The 12,265-nt window shown below is 50.9% G+C and carries 15 protein-coding genes and 2 tRNA genes; 12 read left to right on the top strand and 5 right to left on the bottom strand.

The genetic code is table 11. The features are described 5' to 3' along the window. From HPY90_RS01990 to HPY90_RS01970, 5 genes are all read left to right on the top strand, one after another. Positions 1–542, top strand: a 542-nt coding sequence (locus HPY90_RS01990) for a hypothetical protein (RefSeq protein WP_287190519.1), incomplete at its 5' end; no start/stop codon positions are given. Between the two features lie 88 nt (positions 543–630). Next, positions 631–858 (top strand): type II toxin-antitoxin system HicB family antitoxin, encoded by a 228-nt coding sequence (locus tag HPY90_RS01985; RefSeq protein WP_287190516.1) that lies wholly within the window; start codon positions 631–633, stop codon positions 856–858. 2 nt (positions 859–860) lie between these two features. After that, positions 861–1,088, top strand: a complete 228-nt coding sequence (locus tag HPY90_RS01980; RefSeq protein ID WP_287190514.1) for a type II toxin-antitoxin system HicA family toxin — start codon at positions 861–863, stop codon at positions 1,086–1,088. Positions 1,089–1,194: 106 nt separating this feature from the next. Further along, positions 1,195–1,270, top strand: a tRNA-Lys gene (locus HPY90_RS01975). A gap of 138 nt (positions 1,271–1,408) precedes the next feature. Next, complete coding sequence (locus tag HPY90_RS01970; RefSeq protein WP_287190533.1) at positions 1,409–2,344, top strand: radical SAM protein; 936 nt, start codon at positions 1,409–1,411, stop codon at positions 2,342–2,344. 111 nt (positions 2,345–2,455) lie between these two features. Here HPY90_RS01970 and HPY90_RS01965 read toward each other — a convergent pair whose 3' ends face one another. From HPY90_RS01965 to HPY90_RS01955, 3 genes are all read right to left on the bottom strand, one after another. After that, a complete protein-coding gene (locus tag HPY90_RS01965; protein ID WP_287190512.1) occupies positions 2,456–2,698 on the bottom strand; it encodes a DUF433 domain-containing protein in 243 nt (80 codons plus the stop codon). Positions 2,699–2,786: 88 nt separating this feature from the next. Continuing rightward, positions 2,787–3,995 (bottom strand): zinc ribbon domain-containing protein, encoded by a 1,209-nt coding sequence (locus HPY90_RS01960; RefSeq protein WP_287190509.1) that lies wholly within the window; start codon positions 3,993–3,995, stop codon positions 2,787–2,789. Between the two features lie 89 nt (positions 3,996–4,084). Further along, positions 4,085–4,189, bottom strand: coding sequence for a stalk domain-containing protein (locus HPY90_RS01955; protein WP_083761985.1), 105 nt, complete (start codon positions 4,187–4,189; stop codon positions 4,085–4,087). An 81-nt stretch (positions 4,190–4,270) separates the two neighbouring features. On the opposite strand from HPY90_RS01955, the gene HPY90_RS01950 reads away from it, so the two are divergent. Then, complete coding sequence (locus HPY90_RS01950) at positions 4,271–4,483, top strand: hypothetical protein (protein WP_287190503.1); 213 nt, start codon at positions 4,271–4,273, stop codon at positions 4,481–4,483. A 32-nt stretch (positions 4,484–4,515) separates the two neighbouring features. On the opposite strand, the gene HPY90_RS01945 is transcribed toward HPY90_RS01950, so the two are convergent. After that, a complete protein-coding gene (locus HPY90_RS01945) occupies positions 4,516–5,121 on the bottom strand; it encodes a magnetosome magnetite crystal formation protein family (RefSeq protein WP_287190500.1) in 606 nt (201 codons plus the stop codon). Between the two features lie 373 nt (positions 5,122–5,494). Next, positions 5,495–7,639, bottom strand: coding sequence for an ATP-binding protein (locus HPY90_RS01940; protein ID WP_287190497.1), 2,145 nt, complete (start codon positions 7,637–7,639; stop codon positions 5,495–5,497). A gap of 258 nt (positions 7,640–7,897) precedes the next feature. Between HPY90_RS01940 and HPY90_RS01935 the strand changes: the two genes are divergently transcribed. The 6 genes from HPY90_RS01935 (at position 7,898) to HPY90_RS01910 (ending at position 12,258) form a co-directional block, all read left to right on the top strand. Continuing rightward, a complete protein-coding gene (locus tag HPY90_RS01935; RefSeq protein ID WP_287190494.1) occupies positions 7,898–8,311 on the top strand; it encodes a hypothetical protein in 414 nt (137 codons plus the stop codon). 140 nt (positions 8,312–8,451) lie between these two features. Beyond that, positions 8,452–9,051, top strand: a complete 600-nt coding sequence (locus HPY90_RS01930; RefSeq protein ID WP_013175575.1) for an RNA polymerase sigma factor — start codon at positions 8,452–8,454, stop codon at positions 9,049–9,051. Beyond that, positions 9,029–10,060, top strand: coding sequence for a zf-HC2 domain-containing protein (locus tag HPY90_RS01925; RefSeq protein WP_287190491.1), 1,032 nt, complete (start codon positions 9,029–9,031; stop codon positions 10,058–10,060). Before HPY90_RS01930 ends, HPY90_RS01925 begins: the two co-directional genes overlap by 23 nt. Positions 10,061–10,080: 20 nt before the next feature. Further along, positions 10,081–10,830 carry an SIMPL domain-containing protein gene (locus tag HPY90_RS01920; protein ID WP_287190489.1) on the top strand — a complete coding sequence of 250 codons (750 nt, stop codon included), beginning with the start codon at positions 10,081–10,083 and terminating at the stop codon, positions 10,828–10,830. A gap of 113 nt (positions 10,831–10,943) precedes the next feature. Beyond that, positions 10,944–11,030 (top strand) — tRNA-Leu (locus HPY90_RS01915). A 355-nt stretch (positions 11,031–11,385) separates the two neighbouring features. After that, complete coding sequence (locus HPY90_RS01910) at positions 11,386–12,258, top strand: peptidoglycan-binding protein (RefSeq protein WP_287190487.1); 873 nt, start codon at positions 11,386–11,388, stop codon at positions 12,256–12,258. Positions 12,259–12,265: the final 7 nt, after the last annotated feature.

The following is a 12,265-nucleotide window of genomic DNA, read 5'->3' as shown; positions in this document are numbered from 1 at the left end:
TAAATTACCCGATGGGAGTGGATTTTTCTTCACCCTGCATATTTGCCTTAGTATGGACTGAGATACTATGGTGTGTTATGCAGGATATAGAAGTCCAACGATGCGAGTTCTGCCAGGAGCTATTTGTCTCCAAGAAATCCAGTAGGTTCTGTTCTAAGAAGTGTAATGAAGATTACCTAAGCACGGAAGAAACTGTCCGCTCAACCTTGAAAGGCCTTCACCAGGACTTGTCCAGAATGATTAAAAAGCTGGAAGTTGGAGAGGCCAGCATGGAAGAGTACATGGAGTTATGGCGAAACTGGGAGTCCCTGAAGCTACAAGCGAAGGGCAAGGCGAGACAGGCCAAGAAGATACATCCCGGATTAGTTTTCTTGCATACTGCAGAAGGAAAACAAGTAGCACAGGCTATGAAGCAGGCTTTGAGAGAAAAAGACGAATACGCAGAAGGCGATGCATGGAATGATTATGTGGGATTACTTAAAAAGTATGGTATCCCACAACCTCCAAGAGAATGGGTCAAGGCCTTTTTAAAAACACCCTAGCTTAAGCAAGCCCTTGCTTAACCCTCCTTCTTGGGGGAAAATAATTTCAAATACAAAAGCGAAACCGCTGTTCCTGGAGGTTTAGAATATGGCCCGTTTTATTGTCTACCTCGAACCCGCCGAAGAAGGAGGCTATATTGCTTCTGTACCGGCACTACCGGGTTGCGTCACCCAGGGGGAAAGTAAGGAAGAAGCTTTGGCAATGGCTGAAGACGCCATAAGAGGGTACATCGAGAGCTTGAAAAAACACGGAGAGCCGCTGCCCATCGGCCTTGAGAAGGCGGAAGTAGAGACTATTACTGTGGACGTGGCCTAAATATGGGGAAGCTGCCTATTCTTAAGGCCAGGGAAGTCATTGCCGCTCTGCAGAAACTTGGCTTTGAGGTTGACCATGTGACCGGCAGCCATTACATTCTGCGTCATCCAGACGGCAGAAGGGCTGTCGTTCCCTATCACGGTAACAGGGACATAAAACAGGGGGTCTTGAGGTCTATCTTAAGTCAGGCTGGATTAACCGTTGACGAGTTAAAAAACCTCCTTGTTTGAACAAACTCTTGCTTAAACCTCTGTGGTCTAATACAATTTCCAGTAGGAAAGTTGATAATCACATGTTCATGAAGGTGACCCAACCGCCAGGAATGCCTATTTTACTGGGCCATTAGCTCAATTGGCAGAGCAGGTGACTCTTAATCACAAGGTTGGGGGTTCGACTCCCTCATGGCCCACCAACGAAAATCGGGCTTCTGAGAAACTCAACTCAGAAGCCTTTTGTATTTCCGCTGCAACAATTACGGCCTTAAAAATGCCCCAGGGTCTTCTGACTCACACAGGGAAAAATAATACCTACAGTATTCTAAAAGGGGTTGATGGGAATTAGCAAGAAAGAGCTGTTTACTGCCGGATACCTAAACCTATACCGTACCGGCGAGTTGCGGGCCAGGGTTGAGGAGCTTAAAAACCGCCTTCGCTGCTGCAATACCTGCCCCCACCACTGCGAAGTGGACCGCCTGGCGGGAGAACGCGGCTTTTGCCGAACAGGCTCTAACCCCGTTGTGGCCAGCTACGGTCCCCATTTCGGCGAAGAGAGCGTTCTCGTAGGATCTAAAGGTTCTGGAACCATATTCTTCACTTACTGCGTAATGAGGTGCGTCTTTTGTCAGAACTTTGAAATAAGCCAGTTGGGAGAAGGAGAAGAAATAACAACCGAAGCCCTGGCAGACATAATGATTTCCCTGCAGCGTCGGGGATGCCATAATATCAATTTAGTGTCACCCACCCACGTTATTCCCATGATCGTGGAGGCAGTTTATCTGGCAGTGCCCAAAGGACTGGCGGTCCCTCTGGTTTACAACACAGGTGGGTATGAAGATGTAGCCACCTTGAAATTATTGGACAGCATCATCGACATCTACATGCCAGACGTCAAATTCGCCGACAATCAAAAAGCTCGAAAATACACAGGGTGCCGCTCGTACTTCGATGTCGCTAAGGCCGCGATCAGGGAAATGCACCGCCAAGTTGGAGATCTTAAAATTGATTCCCAGGGATTGGCGGTAAAAGGACTCTTGGTACGGCACCTGGTCCTTCCAAACAACCTGGCCGATTCGGAAGCTGTCCTTAAGTTCTTGGCTGAAGATATATCTCCTAACACCGTCGTCAATATCATGGCTCAGTACCACCCAGCGTATAGGACCTCGCACTATCCGGAGCTCGCCCGCAGGATCCGCCGTGAAGAATACGCCCACGTAGTCGAGTTCGCCCGTGCCCTCGGAATGGATCGGGCGATGTTTTCGCTCTGGTAGGGCCTCGAGAGACAGAATTTAGAGAAATTACCCAGAGTACATTTGGCAGCAAGTGCCCTGAGGCCCGAAAAAAGACAGGCGGTGAAGAGAATTACGTGGGAGTGAGGAATTTCATTTGGACCTCTCACCTATGGGGTAAACAACGTCTGCCCGTAAGGCCTCAGCTGCAAAGGCCAGAGCGGCTCGGAGTGCTTCCCTGGTAAGCCGAGGGTGGGCATCTAAGATTTGTTCCACCGTTTCGCCTGTGGCCAGCTTTTCTAGTATAAGCTCCACGGTAAGGCGTGTCCCAGCAATCACCGGTTGGCCCATCATCACTCTTGGGTCCGAGACGACCAAACCGTGGTACTTGTCCATTGCTTCTCATCCCTCCTTCGCGGTTCCATACTGCCACGACCGTGAGCAATACACAAGACGTTGAGCATCTGGGAAGTAAATTCGCCCGTCACCCACTTACCGCAGGTCCGGAATCCCTTGGAGGAGTGGAGGTGGCCTTGTGTACGAGTTCCCTGAATCTACCGGATACGCTGGTGATAGTAGCCCGCAAGTCATAAGATGGCACTTGCCCTTCAATAGCCCGATTGTAGGCAAGTACCATTCCAACAGTAGCTATAGGGTCAATCAAGGCCCATTTTATTACGTTTGCCAGAACGAACGCAGCTAATAGTCCAACAAAACCATAAAGAGCTTGCAGCCCTGGTTCCGGAGTTAGGCCCTTAGCCACTCCCAAGAGGGGGAAAAGTATCAACAGGAAGCTCACCACCCAAATACAGGTCACGACCAGCACGCACCAGGTGGCTGTGCCCAGAAGCTGCCGCCAGCTCTGGGCATACAGCACGACCCCGTCGCAGGCCGCCTGGTATACGTTTTCGTCTTCGCGGCGTAGGATATAGCTCATCACGGCCTCGTCGATATAGGTAGCCGCCAGGTTCAGAATTCGGCGCAGGATCCCAATGATCAGGCCCAAACCCGGAATGTTCGCTAGACACCCGGCTGCCTGACTTAGCCAGTTGAGAACCTGCCGCACCGTTCCTGCAACCAGTTGATCAACCACAAACAGGGCGCTCGCACTACCGAAATGCTTAAGCACCTTCTCTTTTCCGTAAGCGACTTGATTAGTGCCCTCTGGCAAACGACCTTTGGTAACAACTTCGGTGATGACGGCAACGTGAGCAATTCTTACTAAATACAAGACATACCTCTGGGCCAAAACAGCTAGTGCCCATGCGCCCATGAAGGCAATCAACCCAACTACCGCGAGCGGTAGCCCTGCGCTCTGAAAGAAACGAGCTGTTAGTAACCCTACGCCACCCATCAAGCCCAAAAAGACCAGTAAAACCAGGGCAAATGCCAGGTACGCTATGATGCGTAGAAAAACATACGGCAATGTCTGAAAGAATAAGCCTACAGCTGAAACATTAGCCCTAGGAGGTGTCGTGCCCCCGCCGTCATGGCCTGAAGTTGTAACTTCAGGAGAACCAGAACTATCAAGTGTGCCAGAATTGATAGAGCCGTTGGAAGTAACAATCTCAGACCCGAGGGAAGTAGCCTCGTCAGCCAAGGTTTGCGCTTTCCCGGCCGGTAAAGGCGATCCGCAGTTCACACAGTAGCGCGCCCTTGTGTCAGCCTTGGCACCGCATTGTGGGCAGAACATATGAAAATACCCCCTATCCAAAATCACTCACGATTGTTCTTACTCTCGCTCTATCTATATGTTTCAATGGGCTCTTAGGTCCTCTCCAACTAAGGCATGATAGAAATAGTCCGCGTAGCAGCATTCCAGTTGACCTCGGCCCCCAGAGCTTCGCTGACAAAGCGCAGGGGGACCAGAGTGCGGCCATTAAGCACAACGGCTGGCTGTTATCGAACGAGAAATGCGAAACCTCTACCGGCCAGGCCCGGTCGTTGGCCTTCACCTGGAGGTTATAGGTGATGTCTGGCTGCCCTGATGGATTCGATATGGCGGTGAGCATTACAAATGACGGATCGTTAATCAGTACCTGCCCTTTAACCGGAGACTGGGCGATAGCCATGGGTGAATACCCGATTGGAAAGATAGTAATGGCAAGCACTGTTAAAATGACTATCCAACAAAACCTCGCCCGTGATGTGGGAAAGAAACCAACTTTGGATCCCTCCTAACGCAGTGCAGTTGTACCAACTTGCTTCCCTGTTCACCGTTTTTCTGCATACTGCTCTGCCAAATCACCGATATACGGTAGCTTATACCGTTCTCCCTGGTAAGCCTTCACCATAAGAAGCACCCACAGGATAACGAACAATAGCGAGAGCAAGCTTGTAAAGACGTGAACGATGCCCCATATCCTCCACAACCCTAATGGAAACAAGATGGAAATAATGACGTATATCCCTGTAATGCCTCCGAAAACGAGAATGGACTGCATGGCGTGAAATCTAACAAAGGAATCTTTTTCGATAAAGTAGAACACTAGTCCGGTGAGCCAGCCCAGAACGTAAGATAAGAGTGCCGCCAGGTTTCTCGGAAGGCCGGTATCGGTTCCGGCTCCCCCTACCGGCGGTTGAGTCCCCGTTTCCTGTTCGGACCCGAGAGGACCGGTCGGTGCCTCCTCATCAGATAATTCGGCGATACTTGGTTCCGGCGCTGCCGAAACCGGGTACCGAGGTCTTTCCCTTTGAGAAGTGTTTTCCCCCGAAACCGACGAATACGAAGTCGTTGAAGGCTGATCCAATGGCGCTCCGCACTCGGCGCAGAACCGTGCACCTGGCGTCACTTCTTTACCGCATTGATCACAAAACATGGTCTTCCCCCCTTAAAAACCCACACCAACTGACGGGTCCTTGCTTTTTCAAAAGAAGCCGCAATAAAAGCTGTACACCTGCAAACCCCGAGTTTTGCCGCCCGAACTTGCTATTTACTCTGCAAACTCACCTCCTACTCGCACATTACTTTTGGCAGGTCACGCTTCGTCTTTACCTGCAGCCCGCGAAGCCTTCGAGAGCACATATAAACCCATACATTTTCAGAATAAACGAATGATCGTAAAAAAAACGTCAAAAACGAGGATTATCCATCCACCTGATTGGCTTACAAAAACAAGAAAGCAGGTTTCCTGACTCTACCGCAACGAAACCTGCCGTTTTCACCGTTAATTGTTTGGCCACAATACCGTACTAGAACTCGTCTGAAAAAGTAGAGGTGAGATCGACATTTTTTGATATGTTCCTCAGGTCGTTTTGGACCTGGCGCGCATCGTATCGACTACCGATTCTCAGGAAAAGACGTTTGGCTTCTCCTAAGTACAGTCTGGCCCCTGCGGGTTGGCCCTGCGCCCAGGAGAGCAAGCCATCAACCCGGGCGAGCCAGGCTCGAGTCCAGCGGTCAAACGGATCGGCCAATCGTTCGGCCCGCTTCCGGCAAACCGCTGCTGCTGCGTGCTGCCCCTGCTTGAGCAAAGCTACCGATCTGTGGCAGTAAAACAATGCCTCAAAAGCCCCCCATTCTCGAATGCGAGCCAATCTTATTCCCACCCCGGCCCAGCGAGCTGCTTCCCTGAATAGCCCCGCAGCGAGCATTTCTTCCACAACCGAACGGATGGTACAAGCGATCATTGGGCTAGGAAGGTTAAGTAGCCGCGCCCGCAGCCATCCCTCTACACCTGGCAAGAGAGAACGGCGTGCCTCGCCCGCTGCAAACAGCGTGTTCAAATATACGAAAGGCTCCGGGTTGTATTTGTCCATTTCCGGTTTTAGAAATCCGTCCATCTCCGAGGGTTTGTCCTGGTAATGTAAGACCACAATCATCATCGACCTGATCATGCATTCCCCCACTTTCACCATTAAGGACGGGAAGGTAGTGGCTCGGATTATAGTCAGCGCTTCCTGCAGAAAGCGTTCTGCTTCAGCTAAATCGCCGATGATGTATGAAAGTATCCCTCGTTGGAAAATCATCCAAAGTATCTCCCAAGGGGTGCCCATATAAGGTATGCTTTGAAGCGCCCGATCGAAAACCGCTACCGCTTCGGCCAAGCGATGTTTCTCCCGAAGACATATGGCCAGCACAGCTGCCAAGCGGCCTTCGGCTTCCCGATCTCCTAGTTTTACGGCCAGACTTAACCCCTCCTGTGCCAGTTCCACCGCCCGGCTGTTCAGGCCTGCTAGCCAGCAGGCCTGCGCCCCTAGCTGCAAGGCCCGCTCCAGGTCCGCAGGCGGTCCGTTAGCCCTGTAATACTGCAGGGCCTCTTCTATGTAACGTAATCCTTTATCACGCAACGAATTGTCCAATTTAGGGGTCAGGGGGATTGAAAGCCATATCAGAGCTTCTCCCAGCATCAGGCGAGCCCTGGCCGCCAGGATACTAAAACGGTCGAAAAAGGTCAAAGCTTTTTCCAGCGATTTGATGCCTTCTTTCGTTTCTCCCATCAGGGCCATTGCCTCGCCGGAAACTAGAAGCAACCGGGCATTCCGTAAAGGATCGGTAGAAAGCCTTTCCCCGATGGGTAACTCTTCCAACTCTCGGCTACCGATGCCGGAATTTGTTGGCCTTCGGCTCGAAGCGCTTTTCTGCGAGCGCGTAGTGGAACTCTCTTCGCCGTTTGGTACCAGCTTGTGTACGAGATCCACAGTAACGTCACTGGGCGAGACGCCCAGTTCCTTTTTGAGCACCTCTCGACATTGCTCGAACTGTTCCAATACTCGTCTGGGTTGACCTAAGGTCGCGTAGAGGCGCATCAGGGTTTGGTGAGCAGCTTCGTCAAGGGGATCCGCAGTCAACCATTGGGTAGCATAAGAAACGGCTGCTTCGTGGAAACTCAAAGCAGATAGGCGATGCACCAGAGCCCGGAGGACGGCTAAGTACAGGTCGGTCAAACGTCGGCGCTCAGGAAGGCTCCATTCCGCATCCAGATCCTCGAGAAACGGTCCCCGGTAAAGAGAAGCGGCTTCCATCAACAGTTCTACTTCCCAGTCATTTTCCCGCAATCCCGCTAAGGCCTTGTGCTCGAAAAGCCGTGCGTCCACCATACAGTCCGGCCGGGCCACCACACGCACCGCGTCTCGCCTAACCTCCAAGAGGTTATCCGGGGTACCCGTTGCGGCCAAGGCTCGTCGCATCAGATACAAGGCCGTGCGGAGGTTCCTCGCTGCCCGATCCTCGTCAACGTCACCCCAAAGCATGCCGCGTAAAAGTTCCCGTCTGGCCCATGAACCCTGTTGCCAGAAAAGGTATGCCACTAGCATGCGCACCTTGATGGTGGGAAGCGAAACCTCTCCATCCGGAGCAAGAATACTAAAACGGCCCAGCATTTCTACCCGGATCATCCCGCCACCTCTCAGAATCTATCTGGAATTTCTTTTGCCAAGATTATTCGAGAAAGACCAGCTCTTTCCTTTTTTGCTCTTGCGACTTTGCCGTGGCACGTTTGAGCAGGTAAAGCCCCCATCTGTCTCTGTATCGTCGGTTTCGCGAAAGAAGTGAGTGCGGTTCTTTTTGATGGTAAGAGATGGCGGAATAGGAGAACAGAAAAAGGACCAACCTAGATACAAGAATACCGATTAAGCTCAAGGAGAAACCGAATTGTGAATAGACGCTGGGATCCCCCTTCTAGCCCCGACAACATTTTGCCTCATGCATACCTTTGGAACCTGGTGGCCCAAGATATACATTTAAAGCTGGGTTTAACGGGCTTGGTGTTTGTTGTTTACATGTGGTTTCAACTAGACTTCAGCTTTATTTTCATGACCATGAACCTATTAGGAATGACCTGGCTGTTTATTCTTTACTTCCATGTTGGTGGAGACTGTCCTCGGTGGAGAGGAGCCGCGTTCCAATTCGGGTTTGGTGCCTGCGCCGCCTGCACCCTTACCGTACTCGGATTCCTGTGCTTCGGCAAGCCGTTTGCTATTCAGGTCGGATGCCTGGCCTATAGTTTCTTTGCCGCCCACTATCTGTTAGGATGTTTCCGAACACTGGAAACCCGGTTTCGATTATAAGGACTCCATTGGAATTCAGCCACCAAACAATTGACGTTATATGGTAAACTGCCTGTACAGGCAGTATTTTTATTCCGGTGTAAGCTTTGACTGTTCGTTCCCGTAATCATTAATGAACGGGTTGTGAGGAGGCAAGAAGAGTGGCTCCTAGCGATGAAAGGCTGGTCCACGAAACTGTGCAAGGAAACCTACAGGCTTTCGAAGAGTTAGTACATAGATATCAGCGGCAGGTGTTCACCATCGCCTACCGCATGACCAACCAGCGGGAAGAAGCCGAAGACATTGCTCAGGAAGTTTTCATTACCGTTTACCAAAAGCTTTACCAGTTCGATACTTCCCGGCGCTTTGCTCCTTGGATTCAGCGGATCACTGTCAATACCTGTATTACCCGTTTGCGCAAAAAGAAGAAGGTGGTTTTGGTAAATTTCGAGGATAATATTAGCAATCGGGCAGACCCGTTCCTCAACATCGATTATAACGACCCGGCTGTGGTTTACGACCGCGAGGAACTGAAACTAGACCTCAAAGAAGCACTGCTTCAGTTGCCGGAAAGTTACAGAGCAATGTTAATTCTTCGCTATCAACTGGATATGTCTAACCAGGAGATAGCTGACGCCTTAGGTATCACGCGGGAAAACGTAGAGGTTAAAATGCATCGGGCTCGCAAATCCCTTCGCAAGGTGCTGCTGGAACGTCGGGATGAAAGGAGACAGCGCGATGAATTGTCAGCAAGTAGATAAAATGCTGTACCTATTCTGCGATGGGCGGCTTCACCCTTACCTACGTTCACAGATTGAAAAACACCTAGAGAACTGTCCGAGTTGCCGCAATAACTTCGCTATAACTAGCATGGAAACCGAGGTTCTTCGCCTCAGCGACGATATCCCGCCTGTTGGCAGCGACTTTTACCAAAAAGTCATGCTCCGTGTCACCGAGCATTGCGGCAAAGCTGCGTACGGCTCGCGCACGGTAAGGGACAGATTTTCAAAACTGTTAGGCCTTTTCAATCCGCGGATGGTGGGTGGAATAGTGGCTGTCCTTATGTTGTTGGCGTTGATAGTTAAGTCGCCGGTTTCGTCAGTATTCGAATCCAGACAAAGTCCTTCTCATCTCAAGCAGTCGGCAACTCAGTCAATCTCGGTAGGATCCGGACAGTCTCCAAAGGCTCAACAACTAACCGCTGGTGTTCGAGAACGAAAGGCCGTGCCTGGCGAAGCCGAAACAACTGCGAATCCGGAGCCCCAGCTCAATACCCCGGACTACGGCCGGACATCAACCGATCTGCGCACCAATGGTCGGAGCGCACCTTCGTTCGCCCCTCAGGTGTCACTGACAAATATGGCGAGTCGCTTTACCGTCGTGCGTCCCTATTACATCCCCGCGGGGTACTCTTTGGCCAAGGCAGAAAGTGACACCACCGGTACCCTCAGCCTTACTTACGCAACTGAGGACGGATCCCAAATCCACGTGCTGGTCCGTCCAACAGGAGGTGATAAGGAAACACCCCCCCTCGTTCCGAGCGAAATAAATACTTTGTCCGACAGCGGTTCAGAACCGATACCGGAAACGACAACGAAGAGCAGCATTGCCGAGACCAAGCAACAAAACAGGTCTGAAGCAGCTGGAGTGCAAAACAATGAGTCTGTGGTAAGCTGTACCGTGTATGTCGATGACCAGTGCTATCGGGTAGAAGTAAGCGGCACTTTGCCTGTAGAAGAGCTAGCCCGCATCGCCGATAGTTGCAAATGAGAAAAGGAGGTCGGGTATCGATGAGAAAGTTTCATAGACTAACGGTCACTACGCTATTGTTGACTGCGTTGTTATTGTTCGTCGGTTTATGTCAACCCCAGGTTGCACCAGCCACCGCCGAGACCACCCCGCCCACTCCGACCTTGGTCGTTTCGGGCCTTGGAACTGTTTCTGTAGCCCCCGATGAAGGCAAAGTAGTTTTGGCAGTTGTCACTACGGATAAACTGCTGGCTGAAGCTCTAGATCGGAACACAGCTGCTACCAATAAAGTCGTCGCCGCCCTGACCGATGACGGCATCAAATCAGACCAGATCGAAACCAGCAATTTCTCGGTCTGGCCGCAATATTCCTATCCCGGGGAAAATGACAAAGACAGACCCCCGGTCATCGTCGGATATCAGGTACGTAATGAAATCACCGTGACCGTGCAGGATCTCGCCCGTTTGGGAAAAATTGTAGACAGTGCGTTAAAGACGGGAGCCAACGAAGTAGTTAGCATCTCATACGAGAAGCAAGACTCGTCACAAGCAGTTAACCTGGCACTTAAGAAGGCGTGCCAGCAGGCAAACGCTAAAGCTCAGGCCATAGCTGCGGCTTTGGGAGCGCAGTTGGGACGTGTTGTTTCTGTGACTGAAAGCACCAGCAGTTATAACCCCTCCCCGCCTTTCCGAGCATTGCAAACAAGCAAATATGACAACGGTGACGTCACTATCCAGCCTGGCAAGCTGCAAGTTACCGCAACTGTAAACATAACCTTCGAACTCAAGTAGCCTTGTTGTGCCGCTACTACAGGGCCTACGACAACACCTTGACAAAGGTTTTGGGTGTATACTAGAATTATGTTTGCAGGCAGAGCTCAGCCTTGCCTAAAGACCGACGACAGGCGGCAGTGGCGGAATTGGCAGACGCGCTAGATTCAGGATCTAGTGGTTGCAAGGCCGTGGGGGTTCAAGTCCCTTCTGCCGCACCAGGAAAATCGAGGCTTCCGGACGATTATTCCGGAAGTCTTTTTATTGTATTTCGCTCACAAATTCTATTTATTGCAATTTCTGCTGCTTATTGCAATTTATGTTGCAATCCATAGCCTTTTAAGGTTTTGTGTTTTCATCACGTTTCATAATAATTCCACCCTTTGATGAATACGCCTCAGTGAACATCTCACGCCAAATCTGGTTCAAGAGTGCTCACCATTACCCGCCTGCTTTGTATTGTAGCTCACAGGCTATAATACCAAGGTTGTCCGCTCTGATCGACTTAAGGTAGACTTACAATACCGATTGTGGTTTTACACATAGGAAAACATGCGGGTGAGAGGAGGAGCCCTGATGAAGACAAGACAGGTTGACCGTTACATAGGTTGGCTTTTAGGCTTATGTTTGGCATCGTTTTTGTTTGTGGGGTTTTTTTTGACGGGACAAGCACTGGCTCAGACTCAGCAACGTAATTTATACGTAGGTTGCGAGGGAGAGGATGTCGCTCGTCTGCAGAACACCCTTAATCTGAAAGGATATTACTGCGGTCCTGCCGACCAAAAATTTGGTGTGAAAACCCAGAAAGCCGTGTTCGCCTTGCAACAGGAAAACGCGTGCAGGGTGGACGGCATTGTCGGACCCGAGACTCGTAAAGCCTTGGATGTTTACCAGCCCCGTTTGTTATTCGAAGGATGCACCGGTTCGGATGTTACTCGACTTCAGGAAACCCTGAAGGAGCGCGGATACTTGACTGGCGACGCTGACGGCAAATTCGGTCCCGAAACTCGCAAGGCAGTTCTGGCCTTTCAAAAAGCAAATAGCCTTGAAGCAGACGGCATTGTCGGGCCTCTGACCAGGCAAGCCTTAGCGCAATATAAAGAAACCAATTCTTCGGTTGTATCCAGTCGTGGAGGAAGTGAGCCTATGAGGTATATCCAAGTACTTGACATGAAGGCTACCGGTTACTGCCCCTGTAACCAGTGTAACTACCCTTGGGGCGGGCGCCCCTCGGCTTTAGGTTTACCACTGCAACGCGGCATAGCAGCCGTTGATCCTACCGTAATCAAGCTGGGGACCAGATTATACGTAGAAGGATATGGGGAAGCTATTGCCGCGGATACCGGTGGTGCAATTAAGGGTAACCGAATTGACCTGTGTTTCGACACTCATAGCGAAGCACTCGATTGGGGAATACAGAACGTCAAAGTCTACGTATTGCCTGATTAAGAAAGTC

This window comes from Syntrophothermus sp., from assembly GCF_013314835.1.
In the GTDB taxonomy this organism is placed as follows: Bacteria; Bacillota; Syntrophomonadia; order Syntrophomonadales; family Syntrophothermaceae; genus Syntrophothermus; species Syntrophothermus lipocalidus.
Note: the sequence above shows the minus strand (reverse complement) of the source record. Positions and strands in the feature narration are given on the sequence as shown.